The sequence below is a fragment of the Glycomyces sp. TRM65418 genome (genome assembly GCF_019710475.1).
Classification (GTDB): Bacteria; Actinomycetota; Actinomycetes; order Mycobacteriales; family Micromonosporaceae; genus Glycomyces.
On sequence record NZ_JAJFAX010000005.1, the window covers coordinates 204,929 to 223,055 of the forward strand.

The following is an 18,127-nucleotide window of genomic DNA, read 5'->3' on the forward strand; positions in this document are numbered from 1 at the left end:
GCCGAACGCCGGATTGTCGTACCCCTCGGGCGCCGTGGAACACCGGGGCCCGACCCGAGGCCCCCAGCGGTCGCCGGCGTGCCCGCGCACCGGTCGACGTACTGAGGATCGACGTGCGGCCGATCGCGCCGGGCCGCTCAGGGACCCGGCAGGTCAGCGGCGCGGCAGATCAGAGGCCCAGTTTGGCGAGGTCGTTGCGCGAGGAGACGCCGAGCTTCGGGTAGGCCTTGTACAGGTGGTACCCGGCCGTCCGCGGGCTGAGATACAGCTGCTCGCCGATCTCGCGGTTGCTCAGGCCCGCCGCCGCGAGGCGCACCACCTGCAGTTCCTGCGGGGTGAGCTTGTCGGCCAGATCCGGGGCCGCCGCCACCGGGCCCGCGTCGCCCGCCGCGCGCAGCTCCCGGCGGGCCCGCTCGGTCCACGGCTCCGCGCCGAGCCGCTCGAACACCGCCGCCGCCGAACGCAGCCGGCTCTTGGCCTCGTTCACGCGCCGCGCCCGGCGCAGCCACTCCCCGAGCAGCAGATCGGTCCGCGCCGCCTCGAACGGGAACCGGTCGTCCTCCTTGTGGAGCGCGGCGGCCCGCTCGTAGTGGACCCCGGCCTCCTGGTCGCCCGCGAGCAGGCCGCGGCACCGTTCGACCTGGGCCTGCAGATGCGCCTGACCGCTCGCCTCGGCCCACTGGACGAACCAGTCGAAGGCGTCCGCGACGCGTTCGACCCCGCCGGTGCGGACGGCGGCCTCGACGGCCACCGGCACCAGCGTGAGCGCATCGCCCGGCGCGTTCGATTCGAGGTGGCCCGCCAGACGGTCCAGCGCTTCCTCGTGGCGGCCCAGCGAGAAGTCGAGCAGCGCCAGCGCGGTGTCGATGGCGACCGAAGTGTCCCCGGGCGAGTCGGCCTGGGCCGCTTCGATGATCGAGCGGGTCCGCTCCTCCTCGCCGCGGTAGGCGGCGGTCATGGCGAGGAGGTGGGCGCGGGCCTTGACGGGGCCGATGCGCTGCCCGAGTTCGACCGAGAGGTCCATGGCGTTCTCGGCGAGCGCCTCGGCGTCGCGCCACCGTCCTCTGCGGAATTCGGTGATGCCGTTGAGGACGAGTGCCCGCGGCAGGGCCGCGGCAGCGCCGGTCTGGCGGGCGAGCCGGACGGTCTCGGCGGCGGTCTGCTCGGCGGCGTCGATGTCGCCGATGAGGAGCTGCCACCAGGCGACCATCGCGCGGTTCTCGGCGGTCACCGACTCGCCGAAGCCGACGTGGATGTCGATGAGCCGCCGCAGGGCCGCGACCGATTCGGCGATGGTGACGGTGCAGGAGCGGTTGAAGCCGGCGGTCGCCGTGGCGAGGTCGCGCACCCACGGCGAGTGCTCGATGCCGAGGCGTTCGGCGTGTTCGGCGGCGACTTCGGCGCGGGAGAAGTCCCCTGCCTGCCAGGCGAGTTCGACGGCGCGGAAGAGGGGGTACCCGGCGGCGTCGGGCTGGGCGGCGGTGTAGTGGTCGGCCGATTCCATGTAGAGCCGGTAGGACTCGCGGACGTCGTTCTCCCAGGCGGCGACCTGCGCGGCCACCAGGGTGGCGCGGGCCAGGATTCCGCGGTCCTCTGTGTACCGTCTGATCTGCACGAGTAGTTCGCGGGCCTTGGGGCCGTTGCCCGCCGCGACGGCGGCTTCGGCGGCGCGAAGGAGCCTGCGGCCGCGTTCGGCGGCGTCGGGGGTGAAGGCGGCGGCGCGTTCGAACACCGTGTACTCGAAGGCGTGCCCGCCGCAGCCGGCGCCGCACGCGGCCGAGGCCTCCAGGGCGGCGGCGACGGCCTCGTCGGGGCCGGTCGCGGCGGCGGCGAGGTGGAAGACGCGCCGGGGGTCGTCCGGTTCCATGACGTCGGCGAGGACCTGGTGGGCCTCGATGCGGCGGAACACCGGCGCGCCCTGGTAGGCGGCGGTGCGGATGAGCGGGTGCCCGAACGTGAAGCGGCCGTTGCCGTAGTGCACGAGCTCGTCGGCCTCGGCCGGGGCGAGGTCGGTGAGCTGCGCGCCGAGCTTCGCGGCGGCGTCGAGGACGAGGGCGGTGTCGCCGCCGTCGTCGGCGGCGATGAGCAGCAGCAGCGTCCGGGTCGCTTCGGGCAGGCGCTCGATGCGGTCGCCGAAGACGTGCTTGAGGCGGCTCGTGGTCGAGGCCGTGCCCGACGTCCAGTCGACGGCCATGCGCGCGTCCGAGTCGACGGCGGGCAGTTCGAGCAGCGCGAGCGGGTTGCCTTCGGCGGAGCGGAGGATCTGGTTCCTGGCCGGCTGGGGCAGCCCGTGGAGGCGTTCGGCGAGGAGCGACGCGGCCGCCTCGTCGTCCAGGGGCCCCAGGACGAGCTGGTCGAGGCCGGGGGTGGGGAAGTCCGGGGCGTAGCCCTCGCGCACGGTCAGCAGCATCGCGACCGACTCGGCCGCGAGGCGCTTGGCGACGAAGAGGAGGACGGCCGCCGAGTCCGGGTCGAGCCAGTGGGCGTCGTCCACGATGCACAGGACGGGCCGGTGCGCGGCGGCCTCGGTGAGGAGGCTCAGTGCGGCCAGGCCGACGGTGAACCGCAGATCGCCGGGCGGGGCGCCCTTGTCGGGGGCCGCCTCCAGGCCGAGGACCCGCGAGAGCACGCACGCGTGGTGCTCGGGGACGGCCTCGAGGTGCCCGGCGAGGGGCAGCAGGAGCGCCTGGAGGCCCGCGAAGGACCAGGCGTGCTCCGATTCGACGCCGGTGCAGCGCAGCACCGTGAAGTCGTCGGCGGTCTCGGCGGCCGCGGCGACCAGGCTCGACTTGCCGATCCCGGCCTCGCCGCGGACGACCAGCGCCGAGCCGCGGCCCGCCCGGGCGGCGGCCAGGCGGTCGGCGAGGGCGGCGGTCTCGAAGTCGCGTCCGTACAGCACGCGACCAACGGTACCGTCGCCGTTCGGGATCGCCAGGTCCGCGGACCGGGTCTTAGGACGAAGTGACCAGGAGGGTCGGACCGCGGGCCGGTCCGTGCGCGGCCCCGGCAGGGGACCGCCCGGCCACCCGACCCCGGTCTCGGCAATCGGGTCGAGGCCGTCCGGACCGCACCTCCCGGCGGCCGGCCCCCGGTCCGGGGGATCGGGCCGGGTCCGTCCGGGCCGGTCGCCGTCGCGGAACGACCGCCGGCGCGCCAGGGCGCGGCGTCGCCGTTTCGCCGACGCCGCAACGGGGTCGGCGTTCGTGGAGGCGACCGGCCCCACGGGCGCGGAGGCCCCCGGTGTCGCCGCCGGCCTTAGAAGGGGCTCGGCATCGGGGTCGCGGCGCGCGCGTTCGCCAGGGCCCGCGACCACCAGTGCAGCTCGTCGAGCAGCGTCTTGGCGGCCGGTTCGTGCTCCTCGAACTTCGTGAACTCGCCGCGCTCGTCGAAGTGCTGGTAGAAGCGGGGGAACGCGATCGAGTTGCGGATCGTCATGGTGCGCAGCTCGGGGAAGATCTGCCGCAGGTGCTGGGCGGCGTTCTGGCCGCCGGAGATCTTGCCGCCGTAGGTGACCATGGCGACGGGCTTGGCGGCCCACTCGTTCATGTAGAAGTCGATGGCGTGCTTGAGGGCCGCCGGGATCGACAGGTTGTACTCCCCCGCGACCACGATGAACGCGTCGGCGCGGTGGAGGCGCTCGGAGAGGGCCGCGACGGGGGCGGAGAGCTCGCCGTCGGTGGACCACATGTCCCGTTCGCTCATGTGCTGCGGGAGGTCGGCGTCGAGCAGGTCGATCAGGTCCACGTCGAAGCCGCCGTGCCGCTCGGCGACGCCGGCGATCCACTTCGCGGGGACGGGGGCCCAGCGGCCCTCGCGGGTCGACCCGATGATGACGCCGAGGTTGAGTGTGTCGCTCATGGTGGTTCCGTTCCTTCGGACTTCGCGGTTGAGGAGGTCGAAGCTACGAACGGTCCGACGGGGGCGACATCTGTCGACCGACTGGACGCCGACTGGACCGCGCGGCGACTGAAGGCCGGTCGGTCGGACCGGTCGCCGAGCAGATGCCGCGCCGGTCGCCTCCCTCTTAGCGTTGCGCCCATGTCTACCGCAGCAGCGGCCCTGGAGGCCGCACCCGCACCCGCCGCGACGACCCGGTGGCCGGCGATCCTGGCCGTCGGGTTCGCGCAGCTCGTCGTCGCCGGCGGCATGTCGAGCCTCGCCGTCGGCCTCCCGCCGATCCGCACCGAGTTCGCCGTGACCGAGGCGGCCACCGCCTGGGTCCTGCTCGCGTACGCCCTCCCGATGGGCGCGGTCGCGATCGCCGCCGGCCGGCTGGCCGACCGCGCCGACCTGCGGGCCGTCGCCGTGTTCTCCATGGGCGCGCTCATGATCGGCTCGGTCGGGGCGGCGCTCGCCCCGACCTTCCCGCTCCTGCTGGCCGCCAGGGCGCTCGGCGGCCTGCTCGGCGGACTCCTGTTCGGCATGACCGGGCGGATCATCGTCACGTCGGCGGCCGCGCACCAGCGCGGCCGGGCCATGTCGGTCATCGCGCTGCTCATGACGATCGGCGGCATGGGCATGGTCGGCGCGGGCGGATTCATCATCGCCGCGTTCGACTGGCGCGGCCTGTTCTGGGTGTTCGCCGCACTGTCGGCGGTCGCCGTGGCCGGCCTGGCGCTGACAGTGCCCAGCAACGGGACGGGCCTGCCGCGGCCGGACCGGGCGCTCCTGGTGGACACCGCCACCTCCGGCGGGGCGATCGCCGCGTTCCTGCTGGCCTTCGAGTACCTGGACTCCGCGCCGTGGATCTCGCTCGCGGCGTTCGGGTCGAGCGTCGCCCTGGCGGCGGTGTGGATCCGGCAGCCCTCCTCGGGGCCGACGGTGGCGCTGGTGCGTTCACCGGTGATCGCCGGGGCGCTGCTGTCGCTGACGCTCCTGTCGGCGGTGACGGGCCTGCTGAACTTCAGCATCCCGTTCCTGATGACGGACGTGCAGCAGGTGCGCCCGGAGCTGGTGTCGACGGTGATGCTGACGTTCATCGGCGGGGTCGGGCTCATGACGCCCCTGGCGGGGTGGCTGGCCGACCGGTTCGGGCCCGGGCGGGTCTCCCTGGCGGGGGCCGGGCTGGTGGTCGCGGCGATCGCGCCGCTGCTGTTCGTGGACGCCTCGACCGGCCTGGTCGACCTGGGCGCGCGGATCGCGGTGCTGGGCTTGGCGTTCGGGGTCTTCAACACGCCGATGAACACGCAGCTGCTGGCGTCGGCGCCGCCGGAGCAGTCCGGGACGGCGGGGGCGTTCATGGCGACGACGCGGACGATCGGCACCTCGCTCGGTCCGGTCGTGGCGGCGCTGATGTGGGGCCTGGGGACGACGCCGGTGGACGGCTACCGGCTGTCGGCGTGGACGATCGCCGGAATCCTGCTCCTGGGCGCGGCGCTCCAGGCGACGACGAAGCCGTGGAAGACCCCGCCCTCCGCTTGAGCGACCGGCAAGACCGGACGGCGGCCCGACGATCGCGCTACGATCGAGACACACCCAATTCGCATGTGCCGCATCTTGCACATGCGAATTGGTACGGCGAGGCATGCTCCTGCAGACGCAGATGGCGAAAAACTTGCAAGTGCGCGATCTCGACGAAGAGGTCGTCGCCGAGCTCAAGGCTCGGGCGGCCCGCTCCCGCCAGTCGCTGTCGGCCTATGCCGCCCAGATCCTGACCGATGCGGTCGCCCGCCCGACGGCGGACGACCTGCGCGAGCGCCTCGAGGCGCTCAAAGCGCTCGGCGGCGGTGCGAGTCGCGAGGACATCCTCGACGAGGTCCGGAAGATCCGCGAAGCGTGATCGTGCTCGACAACTCGGCCCTCGTCGAGGCCACGACCGGTCAGCGCCCGCCGCCCGAGCTTCTCGACGACCTCGCCCGGCTCGAACTGCACGTCCCGCACCTACTCGACTACGAGTTCCGCAGTGCGCTGCGCGGGCTCCTCCTCGGCGGCAGGATCAGCCCAGTACGCGGCGAAGGCGCGCTCTTGGTCAAGGAATCGCTGTCGTTCCTCCGGTATCCCGAGTCGGTGACCGGCCCGCGGGCGTGGGACCTGCGGGACCATCTCAACCCTTACGACGCCAGTTATGTGGCTCTGGCCGAGCAGTTGCAATGCCCGCTCGCGACGACCGACGCGACACTCGAGCGGCAGGTGCGGACCGTGGAGCTCCGGCTCTACCGCTGAGGCCGCCGCGAACCGCCGCTCCTCGAGGTCCTTGCCGCGATCGCGGCGGGAGTCGGCCCGGCGATCTCGACGCAGTCGCAGAGATGACGGGCACTCGCCGTTCTCGGCCTCGGCCATGACCGCGTACCAGTGGCCGTCGCATTCGGCCAGTGTCGAAGCGCGCATGACGACATGTCGATTCCCCGCACATGCCGAGGTCCGCGCGCCCTACAGGTCCAGTTTCGCCAGTTCCGTGCGCGAGGAGACGCCGAGCTTCGGGTAGGCGTTGTAGAGGTGGTAGCCCACCGTTCTCGGGCTGACGAACAGCTGCTCGCCGATCTGGCGGTTGGTCAGGCCGTCCGCCGCGAGGCGCACCACCTGCAGCTCCTGCGGGGTGAGCAGTTCGGCCAGGTCCGGCTTCGCCTCCACGGCCGTCGAGTCGCCCGCGGCCCGCAGCTCCCCTTGGGCGCGCTGGGTCCACGGCACGGTGCCGAGCCGCTCGAACACCTCCGTCGCCTCGCGCAGGTGCGCCCGGGCCTCGTTGATGCGGCGCATCCGCCGCAGCCACTCGCCGTACGCCAGCTCGGTGCGGGCCCGCTCGAACGGGTCGATGTCGTCGGCGTGGTGCAGCTCCACGGCCCGCGCGAAGTGCGCCCCGGCCTCGGCCTCGGTCGCCATGAGCGCCCGGCACCGCTCCACCAGGGCCTCCCAGTAGGAGCGCCCGGTCGCGTCGGCCCAGTCGGCGAACCAGTCGAAGGCCTCCTTGACCTCGGCGAGCCGCCCGGACCGGAACGCGGCCTCCACGAGCGTCGGCACCTGCGTGAGGACCTCCATCGGGGTGACGCCCTCGGCGATCCGCAGCAGCCGCTCGAACGCGGCCTCGTAGCGGCCGAGCCCCAGCTCCAGCAGGCCCAGGGCGGTGTCGGCGGGGATCACCGAGTCTTCGGGCGCGTCCTCGATCGCGGCGGCCACGAGTTCGCGGCAGCGCTTCTCCTCGCCGCGGATCGCGGCGATCGGCAGCAGCACCCAGATGCGGCCCTGCATGAGCGCCCGGCGGTCGTTCTGCTCGTGCGCCAGCTCGATCGCGCTGGAGGCCGACGCCTGCGCGTCCGCGTACCGCCCGTAGTGGAACTGCGTCTGCGCCTGCACCAGCAGCGCCTGCACGAGCGGGCTCATCGCCCCCCGCTCCCGGCACGCCCGCACCTGCTCGGCCGCCGCCTGGTACGCGGCCGGGACGTCCCCGGCGAGGAACCGCCAGCGCGCCGCCAGCACCTGGTCGAACGCCTGGAAGTCCTCGTGGAGGGGCTGGTAGTAGTCGTAGAGCGAGCGCAGCGCGTCGACCGCCTCGCCTGCGGTGTCGTCGGGCTGCCGGTTGAGGCCGGCGGCGGCGCGGGCGAGGCGGCGCACCCACGCGTTGTTGGAACCGCCGTACTTGGAGGCCAGCGAGGACGCGTACTTGACCTTCGCGAAGTCGCCGGTCTCCCAGGCGTTCCAGACGCCGCGCAGCAGCGGGTAGCCCGTGTTCTCGTGGCCGGTGGCGGCGTAGTGCTCGGCCGACTCCATCCACACGTCGAAGCCCTTGGAGTGACCGGCCCAGGAGAGGATGGTCGCGCGGATGAGGGCGGTGCGGGCGAGGAGGACGTGGTCGTCGGTGAGCCGCTCGGCGGCCTCCGCGAGCTCGACCGCTTTGCCGGTCATGCCTGCGGCGTAAGCGGTCTGGGAGGCCTCCACGAGGCGGCGGGCCCGGTGGTAGGGGTCGGGGGTGAAGCTCGCGGCGCGTTCGAGGGCGGCCATCTCGGCGACGCAGCCGCCGCGTTCGGCCTCGTAGGAGGCGATGGACTCGAGGGCGGCGGCGGCCTTCTCGTCGAGGCCGGTGGTGGCGGCGGCGAGGTGGCGGGCGGCGCGGATGTCGCCGTCGCCGAACGCCTCGGACAGGGCCCGGTGGGCCTCGATGCGGCGGGCGCGCGGCGCCGAGTGGTAGGCGGTGGAACGGATCAGCGGGTGGACGAACTCGATCCGGCCGCGGTGGTACCGCACCAGGTCGTCCACTTCGGCCGGTCCGAGGTCGGCGACGCTCGCGCCGAGCTTCGCGGCGGCCTCGGCGATGACGGCGGTCTCGCCGGTCTCCTCGGCGGCGGCCAGCAGCAGGATCGTGCGGGTGCCCTCGGGGAGGGCGATGATCCGCTCGGTGAACGCCTGCTTGATGCGCGACGTGGTCGAGTAGCGGCTGTTGGAGGTGTCGGCGCGCAGCAGCGACTCCTCGTTGTCGGCGGCCGGGAGCTCCAGGAGCGCGAGCGGGTTGCCCTCGGACATGCGGAGGATCCAGTCGCGGCTGGTGTAGGGGATCTCGTCGGCGCGCATGTCGAGGATCGCCTGCGAGGCGTCGAGGTCGAGCGGGCCGAGGGTCAGCTCCGGGATGCCGGGGGCCGGGAAGTCGGGGGCGAAGCCGTCGCGCACGACCAGGACCATGGTGATCGACTCGGTCGAGAGCCGCCGGGCGGCGAACAGGAGCGCGTTGGTCGAGTCGCGGTCGAGCCAGTGGGCGTCGTCGATGACGACGTACACCGGGCGCTTCGCGGAGGCGTCGACGAGGAGGTTCAGGACGGCCAGGCCGACCTGGAGGGCGTGGGCGCGGCCGGTGCCGTCGCCCATGCCGAGCGCGGTGCGCAGGGCCTCGGCCTGCGCCGCGGGGAGGCGGTCCAGGCGGCCGAGCAGGGGGTGCAGCAGCATCTGGAGGCCGGCGTACGACCAGGTGTGCTCGGCTTCGACGCCGAGGGTGCGCAGGACGGTGAAGCCCTCGGCGCGGGGGATCACGGCGTCGACGATCGCGGACTTGCCGATGCCCGGTTCGCCGCGGACGACGAGCGCGCCGCCGTGGCCGACGCGGGCGCCGTCGAGGAGCGCTTGGATCGAGTCGAGCTCCCGGTCGCGGCCGTACAGGACCGGGCGGCCGGTGTGGACGGACTCCTCGCACGATGACGGAGCGCCGCCTTCGCAGGCGACGCTCTCGGTCCTGCCGGGCGCATGCGCGGTGCTTCGCGGAGGCGCGGTGTCCTGGCGGGCGCGCGCGGTGTCGGCGGTGGGTTTCACGGCGGCTCCATCCTCAGGACGACCGGGGACTCCTCCAGGGTAGCCAGGGGGCCCGACACCTCGCATCTGTCATTCGACTGGGATGACCTGGGACGGCCGCCACCTGGTCGAACGACCGGGCCGACCGGGTTCGGGACCCAGTCGCGGCGGCCGGTCGTGCGACCGAGGCGCGCCCGCGGGAACGGCCTTAGCGTCGTTCCCATGACCGCATCGACCGAGATCCACAGGCCCGCACGCGGCGGGGACTCCTCGCGGCGCCCGCTGCGCTGGGCCCCGGCGCTGTGGGCGACGTACGCCCAGGCCGTCGCCTTCGCGTCCGCCGCCGTGACCGCGCTCCTCGTGAACGACATCGCCGCGGGCTTCGGCGCCGCGACCGGAACGCGGCTGTGGCCGCTGGGGGCCTTCGCGATCGGCTTGGTCGTGACGGTGAACGGCTCGCGGCGCGCGGGCGCCCTGGCCCGGGCCCGCTACACGGGTTCGATCGCGTTGGGCGCGTTGGTGCTCGGCGCGGCCGCGTTGGCGTTCGCGCCGAGCTTCTGGTTCGCCGTGGGCGCGGCCGGGGTGTTCGGCGCGGCGGCGGGCCTGGTGATCGCCACGGCCGGGCGGGTGATGGCGGCGGCGCAGATCGGCGACGGCACGGGTTCGGCGGCCTTGTCGGCGGCGGCGCTGCTGGCCGCGATCACGGCGGGCGTGGGCGCGCTGTTCGCGTTGCCGGTGTACGGCTGGCGGGGCGTGTTCGGGCTCGTGGTGGTGGCGGGGGTGCTGGCGGTGTGGAAGTTCGCCGAGCACGTGCCCGACGACGCCTAGCCGGGAGGCGGTTCGAGCGTTGCAGCATATGACGTGAGCTTCGTCAGGGTTCCAAGGGAGCGGCGGGTTCGAATGTCATTATGAGTCGTCCGGGTATTCGGAGGTTTTACCCGGTGCGCGGGCGCCGACCGTCCTGTGTCGGTGTCCGGAGGAAGGCCCCGGGAGGTTCGAGACCCTGGGGCCTTCGCTGTGCGCGCGACGTTTCGGCCGGCGCGGCGGGGCGTTCCCGCGAAACGCAGGGCCCGGCCACGAGGCGCGGTCGCGCGCGGACGCCCCGCTGAGGTACGCGGTGATGCGTTGCGCGCCAGGGATTCCCCCGAACACGAGGCCCCGGTCTCGGCGTGCGTCGGCGCGCGGCCCTCGGGAACGGCGCCGGCAGCCGCTTCAGACCGGTTCGGGTTTCGGCGCGAGCTCGGTCCTCGGCCCGGCGCGGAGGACCCCGGATTCGAGGGGGCGGCCGACGATCTCCTGGGCGAGGCCGGCGGTGCGGATGAGCGCGTCGAGGTCCACGCCGGTCTCCACGCCCATGTCGTGGAGCATGTGGACGACCTCCTCGGTCGCGACGTTCCCGGAGGCGCCCGGGGCGAACGGGCAGCCGCCGAGCCCGCCGACGCTGGCGTCGAACTCGGTGACGCCCCGGTCGAGCGCGGTGAGGAGGTTCGCGAGGGCGGTGCCGCGGGTGTCGTGGAAGTGCATGAGCATCGGCAGGTCGGTGGCGACGGCGTCGAGCAGTTCGGTGACGCGGCGGGGCGTGCCCATGCCGGTGGTGTCGCCGAACGCGACCCGGCCGGCCCCGGCCTCCTGGGCGGCCTCGACGATGCGGGCGACCTGCGCGGGCGCGACGTCGCCTTCGAAGGGGCAGCCGAAGCTCGTGGCGATGATGACCTCGACCGACGCGAGGTTCTCGCGGGCGAGGGCGCAGATGTCGGGCAGCTCGGCGAGCGAGTCGGCGACGCTGCGGCCGACGTTGGCGCGGTTGTGGCTCTCGGAGGCCGAGACGACCACTTCGACGGCGCTGAACCCGGCCTCGAGGGCGCGCTGGACGCCGCGGCGGTTGGGGGCGAGCGCGCTGTAGCGGATCCCGGAGTGCTTCTCGACCGCCGCCCAGACTTCGGCGGCGTCGGCCATCTGCGGGACGGCCTTGGGGCTCACGAAGCTCACGGCTTCGATGCGGGAGAGGCCGGTGCGCCCGAGGGCGTCGATGAGCCGGATCTTGTCGGCGGTGGGCACGGGCGGTTCGTTCTGGAGTCCGTCGCGAGGGGCGACCTCGCGCAGTGAGACCCGATCCGGCTGGTACATGCTCCGCCTCCCCGGGGCCGGGATCCGTTGCGGCCCACCCGACCATGCTAACCCGTCGTCCCGCATCCCGGGACGGGCGTGTCTTGGAGCGTCCTGACAAATCGGGCGTAGCGAGCGCCCCGGCTTCGATGGCGCCTCAGGGGTCCGACGTCGAGCAGGCGGTGAGGCGACCTGGCCGGAATAGGCACTACTACCGGTAAGGCTGTCTGCCGTCCCCAACCCCCACCCACCCGGGGGACCGTAGTGCCCAGCGTTCCTCGGGGGTGCGACAAGAACCGGCCTCCCCGGCCGCCTTGTCACCCGAACGGGGTAGCCGGGTCGGAACCGGCCCGGATCGAGGGCTCGGGGAGCCGGCCTCCGGCCTAGCCCGGGTCGAGCGCCCGCAGGGCCGCCGCGCGCAGCAGGGCCGCGGTCTCATCGGCGCTGACCTCTTCGCCCAACGACAGGTACGGCGTCGAGTTCATCAGGCCGAACGCGCCGTGCGCGAGCACGCGCGCCTGTTCCGGCAGCAGGCCCGGCCGCAGCCGGCACAGCACCCCCACCCATTCCTCCACGTACACGCGCTGCAGCTTCCGCACCTGCCGCCGCGGCTCCTCCGGCAGCCGGTCGAGCTCGTGCAAATGCAGAATGACGATCTCCGGCGAGTCGATCACGACCTCCAGGTGGAAGTCGACCAGCGCCTCCACCGCCGCCTGCGGATCGTCCGAATGCACCGACGCCCAATGCCGCCCGCCCGCCAGCAGCCGCTCCGACACCGGAATCAGCGCGTCGGCGAGCATCTGCTCCTTGCCGCCCTTGAAGTGGTGATACAGCGCCGGCCCGGTGATGGAGGCGGCCGCGCCGATGTCGTCCATCGACACCCCGTGATACCCGTGCTTGGCGAGCAGTTTGACCGCGACGTCGAGGATCTCGCGGCGTCGCTTGGAGCCGCTCCTGCTGTCGACTGCATTCATCTCCACCTCGATGAGGTTACTCGGGCGTACTCGCACGAGCACGGAGCAAAAGCCCACTTTCCCCGGGCGGTCAGCTCCGGGGGCGGGACGCGCGTCGGCCGCACCCCGCGAACGGGATGCGGCCGACTGTCGAGCAGCGCTTGTGCTGCGGCGACGCCGCCTGGCCGACGGCGCCGCACGTCGTCACCACCACGGGAGGCTCGACGCATCGCCTCCCGGAGCGGTCGCTAGGGCTCGTTCGGGGGCATCGGACGCTCGGTCTCGATGCGGCCTCCGGCGCTCGGTCCGCCCGTCGTGCCGGCACCCGTGCCGCCGGTGGCGCCGTAGGTCGTCCCGCTCCTGGTGCCGGCCTCCTCGCCGACGGTCCCGGACGGCGCCTGCGCGTTGGTCTCGGTCCCGTACCGGCCGGACCGGTAGGTCTGCGACATCGACGAGGTCGGGTCGCCCTGGCTGCCGTTGGACTCCTTCATCTTGCTCGCCTCGCCCTCGGCGGTGGCGAGCATCTTCTCCCAGCGCTGGCGCATGGGCCCGATGAGGCCGCCGCCGACGCCGACGATCACGGTGCCCGCGATCATCGCGAGCACGGTCCACAGGATCGGCGTGGTCACCGTGGTGGCGATGCCGACCTGGCCGAGCGCGGCGACCGCACCGAAGAAGATGATCGCGACCTGGCTGATGCGGGCGACGATGTTGCCGTAGTTCGTACCGGAGAGCGTGCCGCTGATGATGCTGTGCACGGCGTTGGCGATCGCGAAGGCCACCACGACGATGACGAGCGCGACGAACAGCTGCGGCAGCCATGCCACGAGCTGGTTGAGCAGGTCCGACACGGGATTGTTCCCGAACGCCCCGAACGCGAGCTGCAGGGTGAACAGCAGCAGTGCGAAGTAGACGAGTTTGCCGAGCAGATCGCTCAATTCGAATTTGCCGGTGTAGCGGCGAAGGCCGGACTTCTCACCGACTTTGTCGAGACCGACTTTGTGGAGCAGCTTGCCGACGAGTTTGCCGACCACTTTGCTGACGATCCAGCCGATGACGAGGATCGCGAGGAACGCCAGCGCACGAGGCAGGAACGCGACGACGCTGTCCAACATGTTCTGGAAGCTCTGCGAGATGTTCATACCCGTAACGTAGGCCGGATAATGACCGTATTCAGGTGTTTCGCGCGATAAAGGCCGGCATTGCTGTAGGCGGAACCGTCGATTCGGGACGAACGGGCCTAGGTGGGCCAAGTCCGCCAGTGCATCCACGACTTCGACGGCGTGGGGCCGCGCTGGTCCTGGTAGCGGGAGAAGTTCGCGCCCGCGCCGTACGGGTTCTCGGCGGGGCCGGTCAGTTGGAACACGCACAGCTGGCCGATCTTCATCCCGGGCCAGAGGGTGATCGGCAGGTTGGCGACGTTGGAGAGCTCCAGGGTCACGTGCCCGGAGAAGCCCGGGTCGATGAACCCGGCGGTGGAGTGGGTGAGCAGACCGAGGCGGCCGAGGCTCGACTTGCCTTCGAGGCGGGCGGCGAGGTCGGCCGGGAGCGAGATGACCTCGAGGGTGGAGGCGAGGACGAACTCGCCGGGGTGGAGGACGAAGGATTCGTCGTCGCGGACTTCGACCGGAGAGGTGAGGTCGTCCTGCTGCTTGGCCGGGTCGATGTGGGTGTACTTCTGGTTGTTGAAGACCCGGAAGCGACGGTCGAGCCGGACGTCGATGCTCGAGGGCTGCACGAGTTCCGCTTCGAACGGCTGGATGCCGAGACGGTCGTTCTTGACGGCGTCGAGGATGTCGCGGTCGCTAAGCAGCATGCGACCAGGCTAGTGGCAGTGCGGCGGGCCAGGTCGCGCGGTCCCGAGGGTTCGGGCGCCGCTCACGGCGGGCCGGGAGGGCGGGCCGCGGCGCCGTGCCGGGGCGTCTCGCCGAGGCGCGCCGGGACGGCGGCACGGTCGGTCGCCGGGTGCGGTGTCGGGCGAGGCGGCCCGTCCGCGATCGCCGCCGGCGGCGATCGCGGACGGGCCGCCTCGGTCGTCACTCGCCGGTTCGGTCGCGCCGGGCCAGGTCGGCGACGCCCTGGTAGGCCCCGAGCGGAGCGTCGCCGGTCCGCTCGTATTGGACGAGGAGCAGGCCATTGAGGGTCGTTTCGCAGTCGACGAGCCGCAGGCCGGTCGGACTGCCCGGGTGGTCCAGCAGCCGCCGGCCGGAACCGGCGACGGTCGGGGCGACGACGAGTCGGAGCGTGTCGACCAGGCCGGCCGCCAGCAGGGCGTTCCCGAGCCGGGCGCTGCCGTGGATCTGGAGTTCCCGCCCCGGCCGGGACTTCAGCGCCCCGACGGATTCGACCGGGTCGCCGCGGAGCACGGTCGTCGGGCGCCAGCCTCCCTCATCGAGGGTGTTGGTCACGACGTACTTGGGGAGTGCGTTCATCCGCTCGGTGTAGGGGTCGTCGGGGTCGGTGATCTGCGGCCAGTCGCGGGCGAACGCCTCATAGGTGCGGCGGCCGAGCAGGAGCCCGTCGGCCTCATCGAGCCATGCCGAGGTGCGGCGGACGAACAGCGCGTCCAGGTACGGCACGAGCCAGCCGCCCCGGGTGAAGCCGTCGCTCGTGTCCTCGGTCGGCGAGCCGGGTCCTTGGCTGACGCCGTCGAGCGTGAGGAACTGGGTGAGGGCGATCTTCATCGGATCGACTCCCGCCGGGCGGGGGCGGTGCGGTGGTCGGGGAGGACGCCGTAGCGCGGGATCGAATACTTTGCCATGAGGCTAAGTATGGCGCAACAATTGACTGAGCGCAACGGCAAAGTGTCGGGGACCGGAGCAAGGACGGGCGAGCGCCGGCGCGGTCCGGCCGCGGCCCCGCGGCAGCGGCGTCAGGCTTGCGGCGGCAGCGCGTACGCGACGGTGCCGAGGTCGTGGAATTCCCAGCCCTCCGGTGTGAGGCCGCGGCATTCGTCGAGGTCCTCGGCGCAGACGATCGCGTCGACCGAGGCCGGGTCGGCCGGTTCCTCGCCGGGGACGACCGACTGCAGCGCGACGATCGCCATGCCGTCCTCGACCTCGTCCCGGAACAGCACCCACCACGGGTACTCCCACGAGTCGTTGCCCTGCACGACGCCGATCCGCTCGGGCTCGCGGGCGGCGACCGCGGCGGCGGCCTCCTCGTACTGCGGCAGCCATTCGAGCCGGCGCACGAAGCGCTCTTCAAGGTCGGTGAGGGTGAAGACCGACCAGGTCCCGGCCAGCCGCCGCGGGAAGCCGTAGGCGACCGTGAGGACCCCGGCGAGCGAGGCGACGACGGCCACGGCGGTGACGAACGCGATCGCGACGCGGCGTCGCCGTCGCTCGGCGAGGCTGCGCGCGACGCTTCTGACCAGGCTCGCGGCCAGGAGGCCGGCCGCGGGAGCGCCGAGGACGACGAGGAACATGACGAGCCGGTTCACCCACGGCTGCCAGGACACCGTGCAGGCGACGCCGATGAACGCGAACACCAGCGCGGCCGCGTAGGCGCGGCGCAGCCCCGGGCCCTTGACGGCGAACCAGATCACACCCGCGAGCGTGGCGAGACCGGTGAGCGGGAAGGCCGCCCGGTCCTCGTCCGGATACCAGGCGGGGACCGGGAACTCGGTGGAGCCGAAGGTGATCCGCGGGTCGTTGACGTCGACGCCCATGAGGCTCGCGAGGCCGTTCACGAGGGCGGCGAAGGCGTCGGAGAGGAACGGCAGCGGCGTGTCGAGGCCGGTCTGGGCGATGCGCAGCGCGTTGACGAGGAGCAGGCGCGGGTCGGCGGTCTGGACGCCGATCGACTCGCGCAGCATGTCCGGCCCGAGCGGGTGCCCGAACGTCTGCTGCATCCGCCAGAGGAACGGCCCCACGAGGACCAGGGCGAGGGCGAGCACCGCGAGCGAGGCCGCCACGGTCGCGGCGCGGGACTGCCACGCGCGGGAGCCGTCGGCGCGCGAGCAGCGGCCCGGGCTGCGTCCGCACAGGCACGGGCGGCGGCGGCGTCCGTCGCGGACGAGCCGCCCAATGCCCCAGATGAGCAGGAGCGGCGCGGCCGCGAGCAGCCCGGTGGTCTTGGTGACGGCGATGAGCCCGAGGGCCAGGCCGAGGTAGAGGGCGTCGGAGTGCGGGGCCGCGGCCCGGAGGACCGCGGTCCCCGCGCCCGCGGCGTCCCCGGGCCGGGTGAACTCGTCGAGGACGACCGTGGCGAGGCACGCGACCCAGGCGGCCGCGACGAGGTCGACCTGGGTGCTGGAGGCCTGCAGCAGGACCTCGGGGGTGGTGGCGAGGAGGAAGACCGTGGCGAGCTGGGCGACGGGGCCGCCGCCGAGCTGCGCGGCGATCCGGGAGGCGGCGAGGGCCGCGCCGACGCCCGCGAAGTACTGGAGGAGGTGGTACGCGCCGTCGCCGCCGGAGACGAGCCGCAGGTGCGTGAGCAGGTACTCGGCCCCGGGGCCGAGGTCGACCTGGCGGTGGATGGCCGTGGGGTAGACGGCCGCGCCGGCGTTCTGGACCCAGTGCTCGATGCGCGGGAGGTGGTAGGTCTGGGAGTCGAAGTTGTTGGGGGACGAGCCGATCGCGAGCACGGCGACGCTGACGGCCAGGATCGCGACGACGCAGGCGATGACCCACTGCCAGGCGGGCGCGGCCGCGGCGGCGGACTTGGTGCGCCGCCACGTGCGGCGGGTGGCGCCGCGGCGGGACCGCAGCTCCTCGCGGAGCGCGTCGAGCGGCTGGCCGCGGCGTCCGCCTTCCGGGGCGAGGTCGCGCACGCAGCGGACCAGGACCGCGGCGATGACGGCCGCCGTGGCGACGGCCCACGCGACCGCGATGGTGGTCCTCGTCAGGGCCGTGGCCAGGGTGGCCGCCTCGACCACGGCCACGGCGTAGGCGCCGAGCACGAGCGCCGCCCGCACCACCGCCAGCCGGACGGGCGCGAGCACCGCGCCGTCGCGGGGGCGGAGGGCGTAGGCGAGCGCCGGAAGCTGGACGAGGAGCCACAGGACGAGCAGCACCGCTCCATTCAACACGACCCGTCCGGCCGACGCCGTACTGGCATGAGCGCGTTATGGTTGTGCAATATCTTGTTCGATCCGCGGGGACGGAGCAGCAATGCTGTTGTCGATTCTCGTCCCGGTCTTCAATGAGGAACGCCTCGCCGCTGGGACGTTGAAAGAGCTGCTCGCAGTGGAATTCCCCTGCGAGACCGAGATCGTGGCCGTCGACGACGGCTCACGCGACCGGTCCTGGGAAGCCCTCCAGACCTTTGAGGACAATGCGCGTGTGCGGCTGATCCGCCACGACCGCAACCGGGGCAAGGGCGCGGCGATCCGCACCGCGGTGAAGGCCGCCCACGGCGACTACGTGGTCGTCTTCGACGCCGACGGCGAGTACGACGCCGCCGACCTGCCGAGGCTCCTCATCCCGGTACTGGAGGGCAAGGCCGAGGTCGTGTACGGGTCGCGCTCGTTCGGCTCGCACTCGGCGTACTCGTTCTGGTACGTCATGGGCAACAAGGGCATCACCCTCGCGGCGAACATCCTGTTCAACTCGTACATCTCGGACCTGGAGACCTGCTACAAACTCCTGCCGAGGAGCATGTACCTGGACATGAACATCCGCTCGGGCGGTTTCGGCATGGAGGCCGAGCTGACCGCGAAGCTCCTCAAAAAGGGCATCCGGCCGTACGAGGTGCCGATCTCGTACACGGCGCGCAGCCGCGAAGAGGGCAAGAAGATCACCTGGACCGACGGCGTCCAGGCCCTGTGGCTCCTCGGCCGCGAACGCGTCCGCCGCAGCAGGCGCCCCGGCATCGAGCGCGGCTGACCCCTCGCCGCGAGCGGTCCCCTGCTCGCG

At 72.8% G+C, this 18,127-nt stretch carries 14 protein-coding genes; 5 read left to right on the plus strand and 9 right to left on the minus strand.

Annotated elements, in window-relative coordinates; all coding sequences use genetic code 11:
- Window positions 1-169: 169 nt before the first annotated feature.
- Together K3N28_RS13260 and K3N28_RS13265 are read right to left on the minus strand one after the other, a co-directional pair.
- On the minus strand, window positions 170-2,899 hold the full coding sequence (locus tag K3N28_RS13260) for an AAA family ATPase (protein ID WP_228093012.1): 2,730 nt from the start codon (window positions 2,897-2,899) through the stop codon (window positions 170-172).
- Window positions 2,900-3,255: 356 nt separating this feature from the next.
- On the minus strand, window positions 3,256-3,858 hold the full coding sequence (locus K3N28_RS13265; RefSeq protein ID WP_228093013.1) for an NADPH-dependent FMN reductase: 603 nt from the start codon (window positions 3,856-3,858) through the stop codon (window positions 3,256-3,258).
- A 180-nt stretch (window positions 3,859-4,038) separates the two neighbouring features.
- Between K3N28_RS13265 and K3N28_RS13270 the strand changes: the two genes are divergently transcribed.
- The 3 genes from K3N28_RS13270 to K3N28_RS13280 all read left to right on the plus strand — a co-directional run bounded on the left by K3N28_RS13270 (window position 4,039) and on the right by K3N28_RS13280 (window position 6,162).
- Complete coding sequence (locus tag K3N28_RS13270; RefSeq protein ID WP_228093014.1) at window positions 4,039-5,421, plus strand: MFS transporter; 1,383 nt, start codon at window positions 4,039-4,041, stop codon at window positions 5,419-5,421.
- Between the two features lie 103 nt (window positions 5,422-5,524).
- Window positions 5,525-5,779: a hypothetical protein gene (locus tag K3N28_RS13275; protein ID WP_228093015.1), complete on the plus strand. Its 255-nt coding sequence runs from the start codon at window positions 5,525-5,527 to the stop codon at window positions 5,777-5,779.
- A complete protein-coding gene (locus K3N28_RS13280; protein WP_228093016.1) occupies window positions 5,776-6,162 on the plus strand; it encodes a type II toxin-antitoxin system VapC family toxin in 387 nt (128 codons plus the stop codon). The genes K3N28_RS13275 and K3N28_RS13280 overlap by 4 nt, the downstream gene beginning before the upstream one ends.
- Window positions 6,163-6,369: 207 nt before the next feature.
- Here the strand turns inward: K3N28_RS13280 and K3N28_RS13285 are convergent, their stop codons facing one another.
- Window positions 6,370-9,231 (minus strand): AAA family ATPase, encoded by a 2,862-nt coding sequence (locus K3N28_RS13285; RefSeq protein ID WP_228093017.1) that lies wholly within the window; start codon window positions 9,229-9,231, stop codon window positions 6,370-6,372.
- A 201-nt stretch (window positions 9,232-9,432) separates the two neighbouring features.
- Here K3N28_RS13285 and K3N28_RS13290 point away from each other — a divergent pair, with 201 nt between their 5' ends.
- A complete protein-coding gene (locus K3N28_RS13290) occupies window positions 9,433-10,038 on the plus strand; it encodes a hypothetical protein (RefSeq protein WP_228093018.1) in 606 nt (201 codons plus the stop codon).
- 384 nt (window positions 10,039-10,422) lie between these two features.
- Here K3N28_RS13290 and K3N28_RS13295 read toward each other — a convergent pair whose 3' ends face one another.
- The 6 genes from K3N28_RS13295 to K3N28_RS13320 all read right to left on the minus strand — a co-directional run bounded on the left by K3N28_RS13295 (window position 10,423) and on the right by K3N28_RS13320 (window position 17,286).
- Window positions 10,423-11,337, minus strand: a complete 915-nt coding sequence (locus K3N28_RS13295; protein ID WP_228093019.1) for a hydroxymethylglutaryl-CoA lyase — start codon at window positions 11,335-11,337, stop codon at window positions 10,423-10,425.
- A 362-nt stretch (window positions 11,338-11,699) separates the two neighbouring features.
- On the minus strand, window positions 11,700-12,290 hold the full coding sequence (locus K3N28_RS13300) for a TetR/AcrR family transcriptional regulator (RefSeq protein ID WP_228093020.1): 591 nt from the start codon (window positions 12,288-12,290) through the stop codon (window positions 11,700-11,702).
- A gap of 227 nt (window positions 12,291-12,517) precedes the next feature.
- Entirely contained in the window at window positions 12,518-13,411 is an 894-nt protein-coding gene (locus tag K3N28_RS13305; RefSeq protein ID WP_228093021.1) for a hypothetical protein, read from the minus strand.
- Window positions 13,412-13,509: 98 nt separating this feature from the next.
- Window positions 13,510-14,085, minus strand: coding sequence for a dCTP deaminase (gene dcd / locus K3N28_RS13310; protein ID WP_228093022.1), 576 nt, complete (start codon window positions 14,083-14,085; stop codon window positions 13,510-13,512).
- A gap of 220 nt (window positions 14,086-14,305) precedes the next feature.
- Window positions 14,306-14,953: a dihydrofolate reductase family protein gene (locus K3N28_RS13315; protein WP_228093023.1), complete on the minus strand. Its 648-nt coding sequence runs from the start codon at window positions 14,951-14,953 to the stop codon at window positions 14,306-14,308.
- A 188-nt stretch (window positions 14,954-15,141) separates the two neighbouring features.
- A complete protein-coding gene (locus K3N28_RS13320) occupies window positions 15,142-17,286 on the minus strand; it encodes a hypothetical protein (RefSeq protein WP_228093024.1) in 2,145 nt (714 codons plus the stop codon).
- A 97-nt stretch (window positions 17,287-17,383) separates the two neighbouring features.
- Between K3N28_RS13320 and K3N28_RS13325 the strand changes: the two genes are divergently transcribed.
- Window positions 17,384-18,097 (plus strand): glycosyltransferase family 2 protein, encoded by a 714-nt coding sequence (locus K3N28_RS13325; RefSeq protein WP_228093025.1) that lies wholly within the window; start codon window positions 17,384-17,386, stop codon window positions 18,095-18,097.
- Window positions 18,098-18,127: the final 30 nt, after the last annotated feature.

What these genes read in the sequence shown, in the direction of transcription:
- K3N28_RS13315 (WP_228093023.1), bottom strand. Translation starts at nt 14,953, where the DNA reads ATGAAGATCGCCCTCACCCAGTTCCTCACGCTCGACGGCGTCAGCCAA.
- dcd (WP_228093022.1), bottom strand. Translation starts at nt 14,085, where the DNA reads ATGCTGCTTAGCGACCGCGACATCCTCGACGCCGTCAAGAACGACCGT.
- K3N28_RS13290 (WP_228093018.1), top strand. Translation starts at nt 9,433, where the DNA reads ATGACCGCATCGACCGAGATCCACAGGCCCGCACGCGGCGGGGACTCC.
- K3N28_RS13270 (WP_228093014.1), top strand. Translation starts at nt 4,039, where the DNA reads ATGTCTACCGCAGCAGCGGCCCTGGAGGCCGCACCCGCACCCGCCGCG.
- K3N28_RS13305 (WP_228093021.1), bottom strand. Translation starts at nt 13,411, where the DNA reads ATGAACATCTCGCAGAGCTTCCAGAACATGTTGGACAGCGTCGTCGCG.
- K3N28_RS13325 (WP_228093025.1), top strand. Translation starts at nt 17,384, where the DNA reads ATGCTGTTGTCGATTCTCGTCCCGGTCTTCAATGAGGAACGCCTCGCC.
- K3N28_RS13295 (WP_228093019.1), bottom strand. Translation starts at nt 11,337, where the DNA reads ATGTACCAGCCGGATCGGGTCTCACTGCGCGAGGTCGCCCCTCGCGAC.
- K3N28_RS13300 (WP_228093020.1), bottom strand. Translation starts at nt 12,290, where the DNA reads ATGAATGCAGTCGACAGCAGGAGCGGCTCCAAGCGACGCCGCGAGATC.
- K3N28_RS13275 (WP_228093015.1), top strand. Translation starts at nt 5,525, where the DNA reads ATGCTCCTGCAGACGCAGATGGCGAAAAACTTGCAAGTGCGCGATCTC.
- K3N28_RS13265 (WP_228093013.1), bottom strand. Translation starts at nt 3,858, where the DNA reads ATGAGCGACACACTCAACCTCGGCGTCATCATCGGGTCGACCCGCGAG.